We start from the raw sequence: 19,920 nt of genomic DNA on the forward strand, positions 1-19,920 counted from the left end.
GCCCATTGCCCCACAGACTGATCTGGCTATAGTGCGCGCTTTCTGACCTTGAAGGCCGCACGACATGACCCAACCCCCTGCCCCCGTTGGCATTATCATGGGCAGCCAGTCCGACTGGCCCACGATGCGCGAGGCCGCCGAGATGCTGGATGCGCTTGAGGTACCCTATGAGACGCGGATCGTGTCGGCGCATCGCACTCCGGATCGGTTGTGGGACTATGGCAAGACGGCAGTAGACCGGGGCCTAAAGGTGATTATCGCGGGCGCGGGCGGTGCGGCGCATTTGCCGGGTATGATGGCATCCAAAACGCGGGTACCTGTTATCGGTGTGCCGGTACAGACCAAAGCGCTGAGCGGCGTCGATAGCCTTTATTCCATCCTGCAGATGCCTCGGGGGTTTCCTGTGGCGACCATGGCCATCGGGGCTGCGGGAGCCGCCAATGCTGGCCTGATGGCGGCGGGTATTCTGGCAGTGTCCGACGACGCACTGGCCGCGCGACTTGAGGCGTGGCGCGAGGCGCTATCGGCGTCCATCCCAGAGGTGCCCAGCGATGACTGAACCGCTGGCACCGGGCGCGACCATCGGCATCCTGGGTGGCGGCCAATTGGGCCGCATGCTGTCCGTGGCCGCCAACCGTTTGGGCTTTCGCACGCATATCTTCGACCCGTCAGATCTGCCGCCCGCAGGCGATGTGGCGCATCTGGTGACCACCGCGCCCTACGAGGACAGCGATGCGCTTTTCGCCTTTGCCACCACAGTCGATGTGGTCACCTACGAGTTCGAAAATATCCCAACCCTGACGCTGGACGCGCTGGAAGACCATGCGCCGATCCGGCCGGGGCGCGAAGCGCTGCGAGTCAGCCAGGACCGTCTGGTGGAGAAGGAGTTTCTGCAAGGGCTGGGACTTAAGACAGCGCCATTTGCCGATGTGCCGGACATGGCCGCGCTGGCCACGGCCCTGCCTCAGATCGGCGCGCCCGCCATCCTGAAGACGCGGCGCTTTGGGTATGATGGCAAGGGACAGGCCCGGATCATGGACCCGACCGGGGCGGAGACGGCGCTGGCCGAGATGCAGGGCGCGCCCGCAATTCTAGAAGGGTTCGTGGAATTCAGCCATGAGGTGTCTGTTATTGCAGCGCGTGGCGCAGACGGGTCGGTCGCCTGCTTTGATCCCGGAGAGAATGTGCACCGCGACGGCATCTTGCACACCACGACAGTGCCTGCACGGCTGAGTGCCAGCCAACGGACAGATGCGGTCTTGCTGGCCGCCAACATCCTGAATGCGCTGGACTATGTAGGCGTGCTTGGCGTTGAGCTGTTTGTCACGGCGCAGGGCCTGATCGTGAACGAGATCGCCCCGCGCGTTCATAACTCTGGCCACTGGACACAAAATGGCTGTGTCGTGGACCAGTTTGAACAGCATATCCGCGCGGTCGCCGGTTGGCCGCTGGGCGACGGCAAGCGGCATGCGGATGTGGTGATGGAGAACCTGATCGGCGACGATATGGACCGTGTATCGGAGCTTGCGAAAGAGCCTGCGGCGGCCCTGCATCTTTATGGCAAGGCCGAAGCGCGGCCCGGTCGCAAGATGGGCCACGTGAACCGCGTGGTCGGTTAGGCCGCGGCGACGAACCGCTGTGCGATGTCGCCCGTCATATAGCTGACCCGCCCGCCCGAGATGGTGGCGGCAACGCGGTCGCGGTCATCGAGGATCACGAGGTCGGCGCGCTTGCCGGGTTCGAGCGTGCCCCGGTCTGTCAGACCCAGCACAGCGGCAGGCCCGGATGACACCAGCGCCCATGCCCCTTCGATCCCCATCAGACCGCTTTTGGCCAGCATCAGCGCCGCACGGCGCGGCGATGGGTAATGATAGTCGGACGCAATGGCGTCGCAGATCCCCATGGCGATCAGGTCGAGGGCGGATGCGTTGCCTTTGTGCGATCCGCCCCGGACCACGTTCGGAGACCCCAGCACCACGAGGTCGCCGGCTGTCTTCGCGGCTTCTGCCGCCTCAAGCGTTTCAGGGAATTCAGCCACATGTGCGCCGCGCGCCTGCCAGGTCGCGCGTTGACCGGTCGTATGGTCATCATGGCTGCCCAGTCGCACGCCCTGTTCCGCAAGCGCTTTACACAGCGCGTCGAGCGCTGCAGGCACGTGGCCGCCGCGCGCGTGCATGTCGAGCAGCATCTGGAAATGCACATCCGGGTTGCGCCCGGCTTTCAGTGCTTGCCCCGTCAAACGCGGTGGTTTGCGCCCTTGCGCCAGACGGTCATGCGGCAGGTGATCGTTGAAGACAACATATTCGACCTGCCAGTCTGCAATGCGCGCGGGAAGGTCGTCATAGAGCTCGAGCATATGTGTCTCGAACCGCAATTGCGGGCGCAGATCAGTGACGACGTCCTCGCGTGTGGCACGCATTGCGTCAAAGACCTGATTGGCAAAGTCGAGCCCGCGCAACCCGCCCTCCCAGCTGACGAATTGGGCCAGGACAGCTGTGGTGATTCCATTGGCCGCGATTTCGGCCTCCGCGGCCGCGATCCCTTCGTTCATCTGCTTCATCGCGCCCCGGCGCGGGGCCATGTGGCGTTCGAACCCGTCGCCATGCACGTCGATGATGCCGGGCAGGATACGGTAACCTGTCAGATCGACAGCACGCCCCGCCGGCGCGTCCGCGATCTGACCTTGGGCCAAGGACAGGGTTGCCGCCTCAATGCCCGATGGCATCAAAACCTCGGCCCCGGTCAGTTCAATTTCGATCATCTTCATTTCCCGTCAGGCAGTCGCCTTCGGGACAGCCCAACTGCTCAAGCACCGCATCGACCCAGCGCAAGTCCCGGTCGAAGGCCCCGTTTTCCAGAAAGTTCAGGACCTGTGCAATCACATTCGGGTTGTTCATCATGAAGGTGTGCGTGACCGGCAACACGAGGTGGTCGGTCATGCCTGCCACCGGGGTGGCAACGACCGACACCTTCCCATCGTCATGCCCCGGCAGGAGCGAGGAAAAGTAGGGGTTTAGGGATTGTTCTCCTGCAATGATCCCGACCGGATATGTCACCCCCGGCAAATTGCGCGGCAGGCTCGCGGGACCAGTGCCAAGCTGGCGACCGGCAGGACCGTTGAACCACCCGAACGCTTCCAGGTCGCCCAGTTCATCCACCACTTCGCTGCCACGATTGGGAGGTGCCAGCATGACAGTCCGGCCCAGGTTGTCCGGCACGGCCGTGTTTGCGAACCAGTAGCGCACGAGGATGCCGCCCATGGAGTGCGTGACGAAATGGACGGTGTCCTCGCCACACGCCTCCATCGCACGCGGCATCACGTCGAGCGCGAGTGTTTCGACCGTTTCAGTGGTCGAAGGGTAGCCGGGCCGCACCACGCGGTAGCCATCGTTCAACAGGGCCTGTTCCAGCACCAGAAGCGATGCTTCGGTCCGCGCAAGGCCGTGCAGGAGCACAACGCAATCAGCGCGCGCGGTGCTGGCCATGAGTGCAAAGACAAGGGCGGCGATCCATCTCATGTTCTTGAGATAGCTTTCTCTGGCCCGCTATGGAATGGTAACGCTTCGTCTTTCACTCAAAGGTGTGATCATGCGCCCGAAATCTCCCCGCATTGCTGTCCGTGCTGTCATCGTCGAGGACGGGAGGTTGTTGATGGTCAACGCCTGGCACACCGCCAAGAGCGATCTGATGTGCGCGCCCGGTGGCGGAGCGGAGGTGGGCAGCAGCCTGCCTGCGAATCTGGCGCGCGAGGTGTTTGAGGAGACCGGGTTGACGATTGAGGTTGGGCCGCCCTGCCTCGTGAACGAATATCACGACGCCCCCAGCCAGTTTCATCAGGTCGAGGTGTTCTTTCGCTGCACCGTCAAGCCGGGCACTCTGCGTCCCGAAGTATGGCACGATGCCGAGGCGGTCGTGACAGAGCGCCGGTGGCTAACGCCAGAGGAGTTGGCGCGCGTCCCGCACAAACCAGACAGTCTGGGCGCTGTGGCGTTTGGAGCGACGGGTGTCAGCTATGACCCGCTTGAGCCCTTGATGCGGTGACGGCGACCGCAATGCCGCCGACAACAAGGGCAGATGCAAGCGCGAGAGTGAACGACAACGCCTCGCCCAGCAGAAGCGCCCCCGCCGCAATGGCGATCAGCGGAACGCTGAGTTGTAGAACGGCTGCAGTTTGGGGCGTCAGGCGCGGCAAGATGCTGTACCACAATGCGTAGCCCAGGCCAGAGGTAACCGCCCCTGACAGGATCGCAAGCGCTATACCTGACGGCGCGGCGTGGAGATTGGTGCCGAAAAGCAGCAGAGCCAGAAGCGGTAGCGTCCAGACGAAGTTGGCCGCCGTCGCTGCAAGCGGGTCGGTTGCGCGTTTGCCCACCAGAGTGTAGGCGGCCCAGCCAAGCCCAGCCACGACCATGAGCGCTGCGCCCACGATGTCTCCGCCCGAGGTGTCATCAGGCCACAAAGCAATCAGCAGGCCCGTAAAAGCGATGCTTGCCCCCGTGAGTTGCCGCACGGTTGAATGTCCGCCGCGCAACGCGGTCCAGCCAAACATGGTGACCTGCACGGTGCCGAACAGGATCAGCGCGCCCAGCCCGGCATCCAGCGTGACATAGGCCAGCGAAAACCCGATCATGTAAGCGGCGAGGCTGAAGGCCCCGACAATCCGGTCGCGGTGCAGCATTGGCAGCCCCCCGCCCCGCACTGTCAGGATCATGCACAGCGCCACTGCGCCTGCCAGCACCCGGATCATGGCAAAACTCGACGGGTCAATGCCACCGCCATCCACCGCCATACGGTTCAGGACGGAGTTCGATGCAAAGGCGATCATCGTTAGGCAGGTCAACAGGATCAGGCGCATTCCTGTCCCTTATCCTTCCGGGTTTGCGACGCCAAGTGCGGGGTTGAGAATCCATGGCATTGCCCATATAGTTATTATGCTAACTAATTGGAGATCTTCATGTCAGAGCTCAGCATTTTCGCCACGATTCGCCCCAAACCCGAACACCGGGCCGAAGCGCTTGCCGCGATCGAGGGCATCCTTGCCGCGACACGGTCAGAGCCAGGGTGCCAGCGCTTTGAATTGAACGTGGATGCGGGCAATGACGACGCCCTCTACCTGGTCGAACACTGGACAGACGAGGCAGCACTCGAGGCACATTATGCGCAGGTCTACGTGCAAGACGTCTTTGCTGCCTACGAAAAGTGGCTGGCAGAAACTGTCCAGATCGTGCGGATGCGGCGCGCGGCCTGATGTTTTTTCTCAAGGAGTTGCCGGATGAGGACATGATCGCAGGCGTAACAGCCGACCTGCCTGACGTGTCCCCGACACATATCCTGACCGTCCTCACCCGCTTGCGCGCGGCCAGCGTGCTGTTGCGCAACATCGAAGCCTATTTGCGCAGACACGGCCTGTCACAGACGCAATTCCTTGCCATGATGATGATCGTACGGGAACCGGACCGCGCCAGCCTGTCGGCAGCAGAGATCGCGGCGCGGCTCGACATCTCGAAACCGGTTCTCAGCAAAGCCTTGGGCAGCCTCGCGGACAAGGGGCTGATCGGACCGGCAACGTCACAGCCAGCCGACCGCAGGCAAACGCAATTGTCACTGACGCCGGACGGCCAGCGGCGATTTGATCAGCTTTTGCCGGGATACTTCCAGCAACTGCACGCCGCCGATATGTAACGAGCTAGCGGTGTGGAATGCCTAGATTGCCAATGGCCACCGCCTCTGACAAACCCTCCAAGAAGCGGCGGACGGATGCTGGCGATGTCAGATGGTACCTCGTCTTGTCTGCCGGTGCGCTGTCAAACAGTGCGTGCATCGCGGCCCGGCTCGTGTTCCGGGTCCGCCAGATATAGGACAGGAATTCGGCGCTGAATTGCTCGGGGCAACCTTCTGGCAGGTCGGGCCGCACCCGACCATAGTCCCTTAACGTGCGCCACAGGACGCGGCGCAGACGCAGGCCAAGCGGCATGTCCAACCAGATCAGCGTGTCGGCCCGTTCAAGCCGCTGGGGCCACGTCCGGCTGTGCCCCCCTTCAAAGACCCAAGTGGGGCGTGCAATGACATCAAGTGTCATTTTCGACTTTTCCGCCGCTGCACGTTCGACCCAGCCGGATTTCCAGTGGATCATATCAATATGCACCACGGGCAGATGGGTTATGTCGCCCAAATGCCGTGCAAGGGTAGATTTTCCCGATCCAGGTTGTCCGATAATCATCACACGCTGCATGGCGAAACCGTGCGGCAAAGGTGGGACGGTGGCAAGACACACCGGGCGCGTTGGGCGAACGCCCGCATTGTAGCGGCGATGTCGAAGGGCTGCTTGGACATTCGGAAATGGCTTTCTGTATCTATCGCGGCATTTGAAGATGCGCCGCTCGACGGGGCTGCGCGGCGCCGGGACTATCCCTGGCGCCGCACTGTTTTGTGGTTATGCGGCCAATGTCTGCCGCTGACGCAAGGCCCGATAGAGGCCATCCTTGCGCGCCAGCAATTCAGCGGGCATGCCGTCCTCGACGATACGGCCCTGATCGAAGACCAGGATGCGGTCCATCCGCTCGACCGTGGCCAGCCGGTGCGCGATGACGAGCGTCGTACGCCCCTCCATCAGCCGCTCGGCAGCCTCGGCCACACGCGCTTCAGCCTCAGAGTCGAGCGATGATGTCGCCTCGTCCATCACCAGCACGGGCGCGTCGGACAGGAAGGCGCGCGCAATGGCGACACGCTGGCGCTCACCGCCGGACAGTTTAACGCCACGCTCGCCCACCTCGGTACCGTAGCCCTTGGGCAGGGTGGAGATGAACCCGGCCGCCCCGGCTCGTTCCGCCGCCTCGCGCACCTCCTCTGGCGTGGCGCCAGGTCGAGCATAGGCGATGTTTTCGGCCAGCGAGCGGTGAAACAACACCGGCTCCTGCGGCACAAGCGCGATGTGGCGGCGCAGCTCGTTCAGCGGCACTCGCGCGATGTTCACTCCGCCCAGCGTGATAGCACCCTCCGTCACCTCGTGGATCCGCTGGATCAGCTTGACAAAGGTCGTCTTGCCCGAGCCAGACCGCCCGACAAGCCCAACCTTCTGTCCCGCAGGGATCGAGACGTTCAGGTCCACGAAAAGTGGCGTCGCCGCTCCTGCATAGCCGTAAGTGACGTTGTCAAAGGCAAGCGCAGCCGCGCGCGCTGGCAGCGCCTGTGCCGGTTGATGCACGACCTCCTGTTCCGGCGTGGTAGCCATCAAATCCACCAACTCTTCGGCGTCGTTGATCGACTTCTGCAGCGTGCGGACATGATTGCCCATCTGGCGCAAGTAGCCGTCCATCATGCCGAGGGCCGAGACAACAAAGGCGATCTCGCCCGCGCCTGCCGCGCCTTGAACAAAGGCGAGGAGTGCACCACCGAGCACGGCCGCCCGCAGGATCCAGAGCGAGCTGTCCTGAACCAAACCGGACCACGTGCCGCGCCGCCATGTGCGCCGTGTGCGGTGCGCCCATTTCGACAGGACCTGCCCCAACCGTGTGTCCTCGCGTGCCTCGCCTGCGTGCGCGCGCACCACGGGGTTCGACGTTATGGCGTCAGCCAGTGCGCCCGACACGCGGCTGTCCTGTGCGTTTGACAGCCGTGCAGCGGGTGCCACCCAGGTCAGCGTCAAAGTGAGCGACAGGCCCAGGAACACGGCAGCGCCCAGTGCTGCGACGAGCCCGATGTCCCAGCGAAAGGCCGCCAAGGTGCCGATGGTGCCCAGCAACACAAGGGTCGACGGCAAGAGGGCCAAAAGCAACACGTCGGCCATGTCATCGAGCGCCCAGGCCCCGCGCGTGATCTGCCGCACCGTCGAGCCGGCGAATGCGTTTGCGTGCCAATCGGCAGGCAGGCGCTGCACGCGTGCAAACGCCTCTTGTTCCGCCGTGCGCATGGTCGGCACGGTCAGGGCAATGATTGCAAAATAGCTTAGGATCTTGCCCCCGATGGACACGACACCAAGCGTCAGCAACGTCGCAAAGGGCATCCAAGGAGATACACCCTCGGACACGGCGGCCACCAGACGACCGGTGATGACAGGGATCGTGACATCCGCCGCCGTCGACAGCAGCACAAGGCCGAGGATCGCCGCAACAAGGCCGGGATGGCGACCCCAGAGGCGGATGGCGAAGGACAGAACGCGCGCAATGGCGCCATTGGAGGACAGCAGAGACATGAAATGATCACGGGTGTGAGCCCGTGCCTCAGATGTAAAGATTTTTGGGGTGTCCGGGTGTTGGACGCAGCGACTGACGTACAGGGCAAAGGCCCTATTGGGTCAGGATGGTACTCGTAGGTGAGTGCCCGCCAAGAAGGTGCGCATTTCGAAAATCATGTTCGCCCTCCTTTGGTTTGGGTGTCGCTGGGTTTTAGCTACGGTGGCGCACACGGCTTGGTCAAGCGATGTCACGCAGTGCAATTTCCGTTGGCGAAAACCCGCTCAACCTCTGCGGGAAGCGTCAACGCTTGGACGTGCCAACAAACGAAGAGGGGCTGCCCGATGGACAGCCCCTCGTCATGTTTTGTGGAGCGGCCGACGGCCGTCCGGGATGACTTACATCATGCCGCCCATGCCGCCCATGTCGGGCATGCCGCCGGGTGCGCCTGCGCCTTCTTTGGCAGGCTTATCAGCGACCATGGCTTCGGTGGTGATCAACAGCGATGCCACGGATGCGGCGTCTTGCAGGGCTGTGCGAACCACCTTGGCGGGGTCGATCACGCCGAAGGAGAACATGTCGCCATATTCTTCGGTCTGCGCGTTGAAGCCAAAGGACAGGTCGTCGCTTTCGCGAATCTTGCCCGCCACAACGGCGCCGTCGACACCGGCGTTTTCGGCGATCTGGCGCAAAGGCGCTTCGATGGCCTTGCGCACGATCGAGATACCAACGTTCTGGTCGTTGTTCTCACCGGTGACGCCGTCCAGCGATTTGGCAGCCTGAACCAGCGCAACACCACCACCGACAACAACACCTTCCTGCACAGCAGCACGGGTTGCGTTCAGGGCGTCATCGACGCGGTCCTTACGCTCTTTCACTTCGACTTCGGTCATGCCGCCGACGCGGATCACAGCAACACCGCCAGCCAGTTTGGCAACGCGCTCTTGCAGCTTCTCACGGTCGTAGTCCGAGGTGGTTTCTTCGATCTGCTGACGGATCTGCGTCACGCGGGCTTCGATCTCCGCCTTCTCGCCGTTGCCGTCGATCACGGTGGTCTCGTCCTTGGTGATTTGAACGCGCTTGGCGGTGCCCAGCATGTCCATGGTCACGTTCTCGAGCTTCATGCCCAGATCTTCGGAGATCACCTGGCCACCGGTCAGGATCGCGATGTCCTGCAGCATGGCTTTGCGGCGGTCGCCGAAGCCGGGTGCTTTGACAGCCGCGATTTTCAGGCCGCCGCGCAGCTTGTTGACAACCAGAGTTGCCAGCGCTTCGCCTTCGACGTCTTCCGCAATGATCAGCAGCGGCTTTTGCGACTGGATCACGGACTCGAGCAGGGGAACCATCGGCTGCAGCGACGACAATTTCTTCTCGTGCAGCAGAATCATGCAGTCTTCGAGCTCGGCGGTCATCTTGTCAGCGTTGGTCACGAAGTAAGGCGACAGGTAGCCGCGGTCGAATTGCATACCTTCGACAACGTCGGTCTCCGTTTCGAGGCCTTTGTTCTCTTCGACGGTGATGACGCCTTCGTTGCCGACCTTTTGCATCGCGTCTGCGATCTGCTGGCCGATTTCAGCTTCGCCGTTGGCGGAGATGGTGCCGACCTGCGCCACTTCGGCGCTGTCGTTCACTTCACGCGACGCAGCTTTGATGGCTTCGACCACTTTCGAGGTTGCCATGTCGATACCGCGCTTGAGGTCCATCGGGTTCATGCCAGCGGCAACCGACTTCATGCCCTCTTTGACGATGGCTTGCGCCAGCACGGTTGCGGTTGTGGTACCGTCACCCGCTTCGTCGTTGGTGCGCTGGGCCACTTCCTTGACCATTTGCGCGCCCATGTTTTCGAACTTGTCTTCCAGTTCGATTTCCTTGGCAACCGATACACCGTCCTTGGTGATGCGGGGTGCGCCAAAGGATTTGTCGAGCACCACGTTGCGGCCTTTGGGGCCCAGTGTCACTTTGACGGCGTCAGCCAGAATGTTCACGCCGGTCAGCATGCGCCCGCGGGCATCTGTGTCGAATTTGACGTCCTTAGCCATTGGTAGTCTCCTATGAGAATGTCGTGAAAGAGATCAGAGAAGCGGGGCCGCTTACTCGATGATCCCCATGATGTCGCTTTCTTTCATCATCAGCAGCTCTTCGCCGTCGATGGTGACTTCGGTGCCGGACCATTTGCCGAACAGCACTTTGTCGCCGGCTTTCACACCCATCTCGATCAGCTCACCGCTGTCTTTACGGGCGCCGGGGCCTGCGGAGACGATTTCGCCTTCGCTGGGCTTTTCCTTGGCGCTATCGGGGATGATCAGCCCGCCAGCGGTTTTCTCTTCGCTTTCGGTGCGGCGTACCAGCACGCGGTCATGAAGCGGTTTCAATGCCATCTTTGCAGCTCCTTGAGGCTCAAAGTTTTCTCCCTTGACCCCTTGATCGGGGTCGTTAGCACTCATCACACGCGAGTGATAACGTTGCGTAGGTAAGGAAGCGCCCCGGGTGAGTCAACCACGCGAGACCGCAATTTTTGCCTTCTTCCGATCAGGCCGACTTGGAACACGGCCCGCCATTGCCTAGCGTGGCTAAAACACAGGATGAGGACAGCATGCAGACCCTTTTGAAATGCGCCATTTACGCTGTTGCCTTGCTGGTGCCAGCAGCTTTGCACGCGGCCTGCGCAGGCCCGGATGTCCGCCCCAGCCTGAGCGCAGAGGCGCAGGCAGAGATCGCGGCGCGAACAGCCGCCCTGCCCTATCCCGAGGGCAACCATTGGCGCGCGACGCGACAAGGTCAGACCATCACGCTGATCGGAACAATGCACCTGCACGATCCACGCATGACGGATATCGTTCAGCGCCTTGCTCCCACAATAAGCGCAGCCGACCTTTTGATGGTCGAGATCACGAGCGAAGAAGAAGCCGGCCTTCTTAACGCTGTATCGACAGACCCCACCATCGCCTTTCTCACCGACGGCCCCAGCTTGATCGATCGCGTCTCGCCCGAGGTCTGGACAGTGCTGTCCGAAGCCGCGCAAAAGCGGGGAGTGCCTCCGTTCATGGCGGCCAAGTATCAGCCCTGGTTCCTGTCCATGACATTGGCCATTGCCCCATGTGCGATGGCTGATCTGCATGCAGGCAAGGTTGGGCTCGACAAGATGATCATGGCAGCAGCCACCGCGGCAGATGTGCCAATCGCAGCGCTGGAAACGCATCGCGAATTGATCGATCTCCTGGCCGCCGATCCGATCGAAGAACAAGTGCAATTCCTGCCACTCGTTGCGCAGATGGAGCGTACCGTGGACGATGCGACCGCCACCACCATCGCTGCCTACTTCGAAGAACAGCATGGCGCGCTGCTTGCCTTTTCCCGCGTATACACGCGCGATCAAATTGATTTCCCGGCAACCGAATTCGAGACCTTGTTTGACGAGATGATGACCATGCTGCTGGACCAACGAAACCTGCTGTGGATGGACCGCATCGACCAGCGGACCGAGACTGACATCGTCATTGCGGTAGGTGCGGCACATCTGGGGGGCGAGACAGGATTGTTGAACCAGTTGGATGAGCGCGGATTTACCCTCGAACGCCAGCCATTCTAGGGCACCCGCCCCGACAGGGGCACTGACCGGAATTGGCGAAGAAGTCCGTCAGGCCCCAAGAACCTGCCCAGATTGCGCCACAGCCTCCGCCCCTTTTGGCGTCAGGCCGTAAACGCCCGTTTCGACCTTTTCGAACCAGCCATAATGATCGTCACGCATCATTCTGGTGGCGCGCGTGACCCCCGTTTCGCGGGCCACATCCGCACCTTTGCTGGCGCCCGCTTCATACAGGAACATCGCCAGTTTCAGCGCATCTTGACGATAGGCGGTGATCAATCCGACGCGGGTCTGCCCACCATCATTTGGATCGCCCTGCCGGGACGCGAATTCCTTGAGCAGTGCGCCCTGCCGCTTGATGTTCTTGCGCGGTGCGTAGGGACCGGGGTCGCAATGCACCTGCACCAGACCATCGGACAGGCGAACCGTCATCAGCCCCAGCCCCAGACGCCGACACAGGCGGGTCATGTCCTTGATGGCCTTCAGAAACCGTTTCCCCTTGCCCCGTTCGACGGCCATGTAGACATCATCACTGACTGACAGGCGCGCCACGCATTGATGCACCAACGCCAGCGAGAACCCCAGCTTCAACTCGACAATCACAGCCCCTTCGCCCCCGCGAACGGCAACAACATCCGCGGCACCCACTTCGGATTTCACAACATATCCCTGCCCTTCGAGAAAGGACTTGATGGGTCGGTACAGATCAGTTTCGCGGGTCGTCACGTTTTGGGGTCCGGATTGGCCACTGCGAAAAAAACCTCGGATGCGACTTTTGGCAAGAGCCTGCATGCTTCGGCGACCTGATTGTCGGCATCAATTGCGATGGATCCATTGTGGGCACGTGACATATAGCAAAAACAAGCGCGACAATTGCACACTGCTGTGCCCCCCGTGACACCCATGCAGAGGTTGTTATAAGGGCGCCGAAATACTCCCTCCCCCAAAGGACGCATTCGCATGAGCACGCTTGTATTTGGTCATAAATCTCCTGACACCGATTCCACCGGATCGCCCATCATCTGGGCCTGGTATCTGAACGAAATCAAAGGCGTCGAAGCCGAGCCCGTGCTGCTGGGTGAGCCCAACACCGAAGCGGCCTTTGTCCTGAAGAAATGGGATCTGACCAAGCCGCGCATCATCGACGGCGTGGATGCCGACCAGCCGGTCGTGATCGTGGACACCAACAACCCCGCTGAACTGCCCGACGCGATTAACGACGCGGACATCACCGCCATCATCGACCACCACAAGCTGGTGGGCGGGCTGGAAACCAAGGGCCCCATCGATATCCGGATCGAGCCGCTGGCCTGCACAGCCACCATCATGTGGAAGATGATCGGCAAAGACATGGCGCAGATGCCCACGGGCGTGAAAGGCGCGATGCTGTCCTGCATCCTGTCCGACACGCTGGAATTCCGCTCGCCCACCACAACGCAAGAAGACAAGGCGATTGCCCATGATCTGGCGAAGGATCTGGGCGTGGACCTGACCGCCTATGCCTCAGAGATGTTCGAGGCGAAGTCCGATGTCTCCGCCTTTTCAGATGCCGAACTGCTGCGCATGGACAGCAAGGAATACGCCGTCGATGGCACGCAGTTCCGCGTCTCCGTGCTGGAAACCACCGCGCCGAAGCTGGTGCTGGACCGCAAGGACAGCCTGATGGACTCCATGGTTGATGTGGCGAAAGAGGACGGCGCGGACGAGGTTCTGCTTTTCGTGGTCGACATCCTGAACGAAGAAGCGACCATGCTCATCCCCAACGACCGGGTGAAGGGCGTGGCTGAAAAGAGCTTTGACGCCACCGTGTCTGGCGATACCGTGGTGCTGCCCGGCATCATGAGCCGGAAAAAGCAGATCATCCCGAACCTCAAGGTGTGATTGCAAAGGCGGAGGACACCTCCGCCTTACAATTTGAATCACGTGGCCTATGTTGCCGCGGGACAGGCGGACCATGGGTCCGCCTTACTCATTTGACGACGGAGCGCCGCCATGGCCCAGATCATTTCCGCCCTTTCCGAAATCTCCGACCGCTATGACGCTTTGTTCGTGGACCTTTGGGGGTGCGTGCACAACGGGGTGAAGGCGCTGCCAGAGGCGGTTTCAGCATTGCAGGACTACCGGAAAAAGGGTGGCAAAGTCGTGCTGGTGACAAACTCGCCCCGCCCGCGCGCAGGGGTTCAAAAGCAGCTGTTGCATTTCGGGGTGCCGGATGACGCGTGGGACACCATTGCCACTTCTGGCGACAGTGCGCGTGCCGCGATGTTCCGAGGGGTTGTGGGCAAAAAGGTCTACTTCATCGGACAGCCGGGGGAGGATAAGTTCTTTCACCCCATCGGCGTGATCAAGGACCCTGTTCAGATCGACATGGTACCGTTGCAGGAGGCTGAGGGCATCGTGTGCACCGGTCCGCGTGATCCCTTGGCCGACCCGGAGGTTATGCGGCCCGAGTTCCTGATGGCCAAGCAACTGGGGCTGAAGCTGCTCTGTGCCAACCCCGACATCGTCGTGGACCGGGGCGAGGTCCGCGAGTGGTGTGCGGGCGCGCTGGCGAAGCTGTATACCGAGATGGGCGGTGAGAGCCTGTATTTTGGCAAGCCGCATCCGCCGATCTATGATCTCGCGCGGCGGAGGTTGGCGGAATTGGGACTGGACGTACCCGACAGCGGCATTCTGGCGATTGGCGATGGGGTGCTGACGGACATTGCCGGAGCGATGGGAGAGGACATCGATTCCCTGTTCATTTCGGGCGGATTGGCCGCTGCGGAAACCAAAACGTCGCACCAACCGGACCCAGATGCACTAAGTGCTTACCTTGAAAAGGAAAACTCTGCGCCGACTTTCGCCATAGGGCATCTCCGCTGACCTACTTTTGTCTTGCTTTTCTGCGCGCGCAAAGTAATTAGATTGCGCAGAGGCCGGGCAAGCGGTCATATAGTTACCGGAGCTGATCCATGTTGGACAATCTGCCACGCGGCACGATCTGCATCGAAGACATCGAAATGGGCATGTCCCGTCACCTGCGCAAAGTAGTGACGGACGAAGATATCGAGATGTTCGCCCAGATCTCCACCGACAGGAACCCGGTGCACCTGGACGATGACTATGCGCAGGACACGATCTTCCAGGGCCGTATCGCGCATGGGATGCTGACGGCGGGTCTGATCTCTGCCGTGATTGGTGAGCAGCTGCCGGGGCACGGCACGGTCTATATGGGACAATCGTTAAAATTCCTTGCACCCGTGCGTCCGGGCGACATGGTTTGTGCCGAGGTGAAGGTGATCGACATCGATTTCGCCAAGCGCCGGGTGAAGCTGGATTGCCAGTGTACCGTGGACGGTAAGAAGGTGTTGATCGGGGAAGCGACTGTGCTGGCGCCGTCGCGGAAATTCGACTGACGACTTGCACTTCGTTCTGAACTTAGGGGCGCTGGCCTTTAGCCTGCAGCCCTACCCCGTGGCATCTGTGATCAGAAGAAACGGATGCTTGCCCTTGTTTGGTCGCTTGGCTAGGCAGGGGTCATGAAGATTATACGGGATTATCAGTTTGTTGACGCGGCGGACCGTGGCGCAAGCGTGGCAATTGGCAATTTCGATGGCGTCCATGTCGGACACCGGTCGGTGATCGAGCTGGCAGAGTCCGCGGCGCCGGACGCGCCGGTGGGCGTGCTGACGTTCGAGCCGCATCCCCGTGAGTATTTCGCACCCGATGCACCCCCCTTTCGTCTGATGAGCCAAGCCGCACGCGCAAGCAGGCTGGAGAAAATGGGAATCCGCTATCTCTTTGAGTTGCCGTTTCATTCCGGGCTCGCCAGCCTGAGCCCCAAGGAATTTGCACGGGATGTGATTTGCGACGGTTTGGGGCTGAGCCATGTGGTTGTGGGCGCCGATTTCTGCTTTGGCCGGAAACGGGCCGGAACAGCCGCGCACCTTGTAAAGTTTGGCGAGGACATGGGATTTGGGGTGACCATTGCGCCACTGCTTGAGCACGCGGAACACACGGTTTCATCGACCGCCATTCGTGACGCATTGTCAGACGGACGACCACAGGACGCGGCTGAAATGCTAGGCCATTGGCACCGCATAGAGGGCCCCGTGATCGGCGGAGAGCAGCGCGGGCGCACCCTTGGATACCCCACCGCAAATATGTCGATTGACGGGCTGCATCCCCCCGCCTTTGGGGTTTACGCCGTTCTTTTCAATGTGTTGGAGGGGCCACATGCCGGGGCGTATCACGGCGTCGCATCCATGGGTGTGCGTCCGATGTTCGGGGTGAACACGCCAAACCTTGAGACGTATGTTTTTGACTTCTCAGGCGACTTGTACGGCGCCCCGGTTTCGGTCGCACTGGTAGCGCATCTGCGGGGCGAGGAGAAATTCGACAGTCTCGAAGCGCTGATTGCGCAAATGGACAAAGACAGCGCACAGGCCCGCGACATCCTGGCTGCATTATGAATGATCCGATTGACCGAAACGGTCTGGCACCCCGTTTCTGGGAAAAGAAACCAATCACGAAACTCTCCCGGAAAGAGTGGGAAGCGCTGTGTGACGGGTGCGGGAAATGCTGCTTGAATAAGTTGGAAGACGAGGACTCTGGTGAGGTTGCGCTGACTCGGGTGGCGTGTCGGCTGCTGGATGACGAGACATGCCGGTGCAGCCAATATGAGATCAGGCATCAGTTTGTGCCGGATTGCATCGTATTAAAGCCATCCAACATCGCGGATCATCTATACTGGATTCCACAGACCTGCGCCTATCGACTCGTCTACGAAGGCAAACCCCTGTTCGAATGGCACCCGCTGATCTCTGGCACAGCCGACACGGTGCACGCGGCAGGCGTGTCGATGCGGGGGCGGACGGTGAGTGAATTTGATGTGGCAGACGACGATTGGGAAGACCACATTATTGATGAACCAACCTGAGCGAAGCTCGCCCAGTTAATCTGGGCTTTGTGCGTGGAAACCTGGTGTGTTGTGCAACCGTTCGGTGGAAACGACCACGTTTGGGGCCAAAATGCACAACGTTCCGAGAGCTTACCAAGTTACCAACAAAGCCACCTAATCCGCCGTGATATTCCGCCGTCCGTCGACGCGATCCATGAAGGCTACCCACGCGTGTGCCACTGTTTCCGGATGCGTGATGGGCCCCATATGCCCAACCCCGTCCAATGTCTGCGACTGCACATTCGGCAGGCGGCGCGCGATGGCGCCGTTGACCTCGGCCGCCCAGTGTGCCGTGGCGCCCGCTATCAGGAGGGCGGGCATAGCGGCGCGGTCGAATTGGCCCGGAGCCAGCAAGCCGGGGCTGTCGTGCAGAACCATAGGCGTGCTGTGCCTGACGAACTGGATGCGGTCGATCATGTATTGCCGGGTTGCAGCTGGGATGTCGGCCCAAGGCGGGCCGTCGCCCCAGGCGCGGTTGAAGGCGCGCGCGGCCTCTTCGTCGTCGCCTGCGGCGAGTGCTGCGTCGAAATCGGCAGTGTCGGCGGCGTAGCGGTCGGCAAAACCGGGATCGTCTGCGATGGCAGGCGCGAAAAAGACCGGTTCAAACATGGCGACGCTGCGCACGCGTTCGGGGCTTTCAATGGCCAGCCGCAAGGCAACTGTCGCGCCAAAGCTATGGCCGATGATGTCGATGGGGTCCGGGCCGATGTCCTCCATCACGGCGCGTGCCATGGCCGTGGCGGTGTCGTGCAGGATACCCTGCCCGTCCCAGTCGCCCGACTTGCCGTGATTGGGCAGGTCGAACGCGTGCAGCGTCAGCCGGTCGCCCAGCACGGTCCCCACACCGCGCCAAGCGCCGGAATGGGCGAGCGTGCAGTGGATGGCGAGCGCAGGCCGAAGACCGGACCCGAAGGTCCGGCTGTGGATGTGCGGGATCACAGTTGGCCGGAGAGGTGCAGGTCGAGATCGTCGAGCTTGTCCTGCCCCCAGAAGCGCTGGTCGCCGTCCACGATGTAGAAGGGCGCGCCGAAGACGCCCTTGTCCACCGCTTCTTCGAGATTGGCGGCGTAGGTGTCAGCACCTGACAGCAGGCCACTGTCCGCGAGTGCAGGGTCGAACCCGGCTTCGGTCAGGCAGGATTTGATCACGTCGTCCTGGGCGATGTCCTTGTCCTCGGCCCAGACGGCGCGGAGGATGGCGTGGACCAGCGTGCCCAGATCACCGCCGCCTGCGTTCTGCGCAGCGATGATGGCATAAGAGGATGGGGCGGCGTTCGTAGGCCAGTGCGCGGGTTTCAGCTTGAACGGCAGATCGTGCTTTTTGGCCTGCCGGACGAGTTCCTGCGCCCGGTATTCGACGCGGTTGATGTGCCGGTCCTTTGGTGGGGTGCCGCCCGTGCGACCGAAAAGTGCAATCACATCAAGCGGTTTGTAGGTGACCGAGCATCCGTATTTTTCGGCGAGCGCCTCGAACCGTTTCCCGGCAAGGTAGGTGTAGGGAGACAACGTTGCAAAATAATAGTCGATGTGGGGCATTTTCGTCCTCGGTCGCGGGTCTTGTGTTTCGCGGGACGGTACCCCCGTGCTAAGCGGAGTCAACATCACGAATCTGTCACAATCGTGCTGCGCGGGGATACGACATGCCAACCATTCAAGAGCCCAAGCTGATCTCGGGCAATGCCAATCTGCCATTGGCAAATGCAATTGCGCGGCGCATGTCGCTGCATCGCGGTGTGAACGTTGGGCTGGTGGATGCCCGCGTGGAACGCTTTAACGATGGCGAGATTTTCGTCGAAGTGTTCGAGAATGTCCGGGGCGAGGATATGTTTATCATCCAGCCGACGTCGAACCCCGCGAATGACAACCTGATGGAGCTCTTGATCATGTGTGATGCGCTGCGCCGGTCGAGTGCCGCCCGCATCACTGCCGTGATCCCGTATTTTGGTTATGCGCGGCAAGATCGGCGCAGCAAGGCGCGGACGCCGATTTCGTCGAAGCTGGTGGCCAACATGCTGGTCGGTGCGGGGATCGAGCGGGTGCTGACCATGGACCTGCATGCCGCACAGATCCAAGGATTCTTCGATATTCCGGTGGACAACCTTTATGCCTCACCCGTGTTTGCGCTGGATCTCAAGACGCAGTTTGCGGGCAGTATGGATGACGTGATGATCGTGTCGCCCGATGTTGGCGGTGTGGCCCGCGCCCGTGATCTGGCCAAGCGCATCAATGCGCCCCTGTCCATCGTGGACAAGCGGCGTGAGAAGGCCGGTGAAGTGGCCGAGATGACCGTTATTGGCGATGTGACCGGCAAGACCTGCGTCATTGTCGATGACATCTGTGACACCGCCGGGACGCTGTGCAAGGCGGCCGAGGTTTTGATGGAGAACGGGGCGAAGGAGGTTCACTCCTATATCACCCATGGCGTTCTGTCGGGGCCTGCCGTGGACCGGGTGACAAAGTCGGTGATGAAGTCGCTGGTGATCACTGACAGCATTCAGCCGACCGAGGCGGTGAAGGCGGCGCCCAATATTCGGATTGTGCCGACTGCACCCGTGTTTGCGCAGGCGATCCTGAACATCTGGCATGGCACTTCGGTGTCATCGCTGTTCGAGGCGGAGACCTTGTCGCCCATCTATGACGGCATGTACGCGGCGGAGTGATCGGAGCGCCGCAGCTTTTCCATCTGTGCCCACCCGATTTGCGCGGGCCTGACTTGTTGCCCCTGTCTGCGCTGGAGACACGGCAACCGGGTCTTTATGCCCGCGCCATGCGCAAATATTGCAATCGCATGGCGGCCCCTTTGCGCCCGTTGCCGGAGCTGGGGTGCACGTGGTCGGATTGCGTTTTGCTGTCCCCCGTGCATCCGGAGGCCCTGCGGGCGGCCCGGATTGCGTGCGGGTTGAGCTGGCCGGAGGCCGGGCACCGGTTTCTGGTATTTGATGCGGCCAATTTTGATGCGCGGGCGGAGCGGATGTGCATTTGGCTCTACTCCGATACGCGGCCGCAGGATTTCGCAGCGGCGAAGACCGATGTGGTGCCCTATGCCTCGGATCGGCTGGAGGGGTTGGGGACCGTGTCAGACGCGGCCCGCAGCTACATGTCGGAGATGGCCCGTCTGGGCAAGGCGCCCCTGATGTATGTCGGTGTCCCGCATGTGCTGCATCGCGGGGCGATCCCGCTCGCGTGGTCGCGTACCGTAACGATCTGACGGCTGCTTATGTT

General features: G+C 61.4%; 23 protein-coding genes. 13 read left to right on the plus strand and 10 right to left on the minus strand.

Features of this window, described 5'->3' with window-relative positions; genetic code table 11:
* Window positions 1-64 precede the first annotated feature (64 nt).
* Window positions 65-559 carry a 5-(carboxyamino)imidazole ribonucleotide mutase gene (gene purE, locus FD715_RS10060; protein WP_147108996.1) on the plus strand — a complete coding sequence of 165 codons (495 nt, stop codon included), beginning with the start codon at window positions 65-67 and terminating at the stop codon, window positions 557-559.
* A complete protein-coding gene (locus FD715_RS10065; RefSeq protein WP_147108998.1) occupies window positions 552-1,619 on the plus strand; it encodes a 5-(carboxyamino)imidazole ribonucleotide synthase in 1,068 nt (355 codons plus the stop codon). The genes purE and FD715_RS10065 overlap by 8 nt, the downstream gene beginning before the upstream one ends.
* Here FD715_RS10065 and FD715_RS10070 read toward each other — a convergent pair.
* The gene (locus FD715_RS10070) at window positions 1,616-2,767 is read right to left on the minus strand and encodes an alpha-D-ribose 1-methylphosphonate 5-triphosphate diphosphatase (RefSeq protein ID WP_147109001.1); all 1,152 of its coding nucleotides are present in this window, start codon (window positions 2,765-2,767) and stop codon (window positions 1,616-1,618) included. The genes FD715_RS10065 and FD715_RS10070 overlap by 4 nt on opposite strands.
* Window positions 2,748-3,518: an alpha/beta fold hydrolase gene (locus tag FD715_RS10075; RefSeq protein WP_147109004.1), complete on the minus strand. Its 771-nt coding sequence runs from the start codon at window positions 3,516-3,518 to the stop codon at window positions 2,748-2,750. Before FD715_RS10075 ends, FD715_RS10070 begins: the two co-directional genes overlap by 20 nt.
* A gap of 70 nt (window positions 3,519-3,588) precedes the next feature.
* Between FD715_RS10075 and FD715_RS10080 the strand changes: the two genes are divergently transcribed.
* Complete coding sequence (locus FD715_RS10080; RefSeq protein WP_147109007.1) at window positions 3,589-4,041, plus strand: NUDIX domain-containing protein; 453 nt, start codon at window positions 3,589-3,591, stop codon at window positions 4,039-4,041.
* Here FD715_RS10080 and FD715_RS10085 read toward each other — a convergent pair.
* A complete protein-coding gene (locus FD715_RS10085) occupies window positions 4,007-4,855 on the minus strand; it encodes a DMT family transporter (protein WP_147109012.1) in 849 nt (282 codons plus the stop codon). The genes FD715_RS10080 and FD715_RS10085 overlap by 35 nt on opposite strands.
* 99 nt (window positions 4,856-4,954) lie before the next feature.
* Here FD715_RS10085 and FD715_RS10090 point away from each other — a divergent pair, with 99 nt between their 5' ends.
* Together FD715_RS10090 and FD715_RS10095 are read left to right on the plus strand one after the other, a co-directional pair.
* Window positions 4,955-5,248: a putative quinol monooxygenase gene (locus tag FD715_RS10090; protein ID WP_147109015.1), complete on the plus strand. Its 294-nt coding sequence runs from the start codon at window positions 4,955-4,957 to the stop codon at window positions 5,246-5,248.
* Window positions 5,248-5,682 (plus strand): MarR family winged helix-turn-helix transcriptional regulator, encoded by a 435-nt coding sequence (locus tag FD715_RS10095; protein ID WP_147109018.1) that lies wholly within the window; start codon window positions 5,248-5,250, stop codon window positions 5,680-5,682. The genes FD715_RS10090 and FD715_RS10095 overlap by 1 nt, the downstream gene beginning before the upstream one ends.
* 4 nt (window positions 5,683-5,686) lie before the next feature.
* Here the strand turns inward: FD715_RS10095 and FD715_RS10100 are convergent, their stop codons facing one another.
* The 4 genes from FD715_RS10100 to FD715_RS10115 all read right to left on the minus strand — a co-directional run bounded on the left by FD715_RS10100 (window position 5,687) and on the right by FD715_RS10115 (window position 10,549).
* On the minus strand, window positions 5,687-6,232 hold the full coding sequence (locus FD715_RS10100) for an AAA family ATPase (RefSeq protein WP_147109021.1): 546 nt from the start codon (window positions 6,230-6,232) through the stop codon (window positions 5,687-5,689).
* 201 nt (window positions 6,233-6,433) lie between these two features.
* Window positions 6,434-8,191: an ABC transporter ATP-binding protein gene (locus tag FD715_RS10105; RefSeq protein WP_147109024.1), complete on the minus strand. Its 1,758-nt coding sequence runs from the start codon at window positions 8,189-8,191 to the stop codon at window positions 6,434-6,436.
* Between the two features lie 378 nt (window positions 8,192-8,569).
* A complete protein-coding gene (groL, locus tag FD715_RS10110; protein WP_147109026.1) occupies window positions 8,570-10,210 on the minus strand; it encodes a chaperonin GroEL in 1,641 nt (546 codons plus the stop codon).
* A gap of 51 nt (window positions 10,211-10,261) precedes the next feature.
* Window positions 10,262-10,549 carry a co-chaperone GroES gene (locus FD715_RS10115; RefSeq protein WP_147109029.1) on the minus strand — a complete coding sequence of 96 codons (288 nt, stop codon included), beginning with the start codon at window positions 10,547-10,549 and terminating at the stop codon, window positions 10,262-10,264.
* A 215-nt stretch (window positions 10,550-10,764) separates the two neighbouring features.
* Between FD715_RS10115 and FD715_RS10120 the strand changes: the two genes are divergently transcribed.
* Entirely contained in the window at window positions 10,765-11,760 is a 996-nt protein-coding gene (locus tag FD715_RS10120) for a TraB/GumN family protein (protein WP_147109032.1), read from the plus strand.
* A gap of 48 nt (window positions 11,761-11,808) precedes the next feature.
* Here FD715_RS10120 and FD715_RS10125 read toward each other — a convergent pair whose 3' ends face one another.
* Window positions 11,809-12,483: a DUF2161 domain-containing phosphodiesterase gene (locus FD715_RS10125; RefSeq protein ID WP_223274822.1), complete on the minus strand. Its 675-nt coding sequence runs from the start codon at window positions 12,481-12,483 to the stop codon at window positions 11,809-11,811.
* Window positions 12,484-12,717: 234 nt separating this feature from the next.
* On the opposite strand from FD715_RS10125, the gene FD715_RS10130 reads away from it, so the two are divergent.
* The 5 genes from FD715_RS10130 to FD715_RS10150 all read left to right on the plus strand — a co-directional run bounded on the left by FD715_RS10130 (window position 12,718) and on the right by FD715_RS10150 (window position 16,678).
* Window positions 12,718-13,638 carry a manganese-dependent inorganic pyrophosphatase gene (locus tag FD715_RS10130; RefSeq protein ID WP_147109038.1) on the plus strand — a complete coding sequence of 307 codons (921 nt, stop codon included), beginning with the start codon at window positions 12,718-12,720 and terminating at the stop codon, window positions 13,636-13,638.
* A gap of 111 nt (window positions 13,639-13,749) precedes the next feature.
* Window positions 13,750-14,622: a TIGR01459 family HAD-type hydrolase gene (locus FD715_RS10135; protein WP_147109041.1), complete on the plus strand. Its 873-nt coding sequence runs from the start codon at window positions 13,750-13,752 to the stop codon at window positions 14,620-14,622.
* A gap of 89 nt (window positions 14,623-14,711) precedes the next feature.
* Window positions 14,712-15,155, plus strand: a complete 444-nt coding sequence (locus tag FD715_RS10140) for a MaoC family dehydratase (protein ID WP_147109044.1) — start codon at window positions 14,712-14,714, stop codon at window positions 15,153-15,155.
* Window positions 15,156-15,278: 123 nt separating this feature from the next.
* Complete coding sequence (locus tag FD715_RS10145; RefSeq protein ID WP_147109047.1) at window positions 15,279-16,211, plus strand: bifunctional riboflavin kinase/FAD synthetase; 933 nt, start codon at window positions 15,279-15,281, stop codon at window positions 16,209-16,211.
* Window positions 16,208-16,678, plus strand: a complete 471-nt coding sequence (locus FD715_RS10150) for a YcgN family cysteine cluster protein (RefSeq protein ID WP_147109050.1) — start codon at window positions 16,208-16,210, stop codon at window positions 16,676-16,678. The genes FD715_RS10145 and FD715_RS10150 overlap by 4 nt, the downstream gene beginning before the upstream one ends.
* Window positions 16,679-16,813: 135 nt before the next feature.
* Here FD715_RS10150 and FD715_RS10155 read toward each other — a convergent pair whose 3' ends face one another.
* Both FD715_RS10155 and FD715_RS10160 read right to left on the minus strand, forming a co-directional pair.
* On the minus strand, window positions 16,814-17,638 hold the full coding sequence (locus FD715_RS10155; RefSeq protein WP_147109053.1) for an alpha/beta fold hydrolase: 825 nt from the start codon (window positions 17,636-17,638) through the stop codon (window positions 16,814-16,816).
* Window positions 17,635-18,234 (minus strand): 2-hydroxychromene-2-carboxylate isomerase, encoded by a 600-nt coding sequence (locus FD715_RS10160; protein ID WP_147109057.1) that lies wholly within the window; start codon window positions 18,232-18,234, stop codon window positions 17,635-17,637. The genes FD715_RS10155 and FD715_RS10160 overlap by 4 nt, the downstream gene beginning before the upstream one ends.
* 104 nt (window positions 18,235-18,338) lie before the next feature.
* Between FD715_RS10160 and FD715_RS10165 the strand changes: the two genes are divergently transcribed.
* Together FD715_RS10165 and FD715_RS10170 are read left to right on the plus strand one after the other, a co-directional pair.
* On the plus strand, window positions 18,339-19,358 hold the full coding sequence (locus FD715_RS10165; protein WP_147109060.1) for a ribose-phosphate pyrophosphokinase: 1,020 nt from the start codon (window positions 18,339-18,341) through the stop codon (window positions 19,356-19,358).
* Window positions 19,359-19,465: 107 nt separating this feature from the next.
* A complete protein-coding gene (locus FD715_RS10170) occupies window positions 19,466-19,906 on the plus strand; it encodes a hypothetical protein (protein WP_147109063.1) in 441 nt (146 codons plus the stop codon).
* Window positions 19,907-19,920: the final 14 nt, after the last annotated feature.

The organism is Tateyamaria sp. syn59, assembly GCF_007995245.1.
In the GTDB taxonomy this organism is placed as follows: Bacteria; Pseudomonadota; Alphaproteobacteria; order Rhodobacterales; family Rhodobacteraceae; genus Tateyamaria.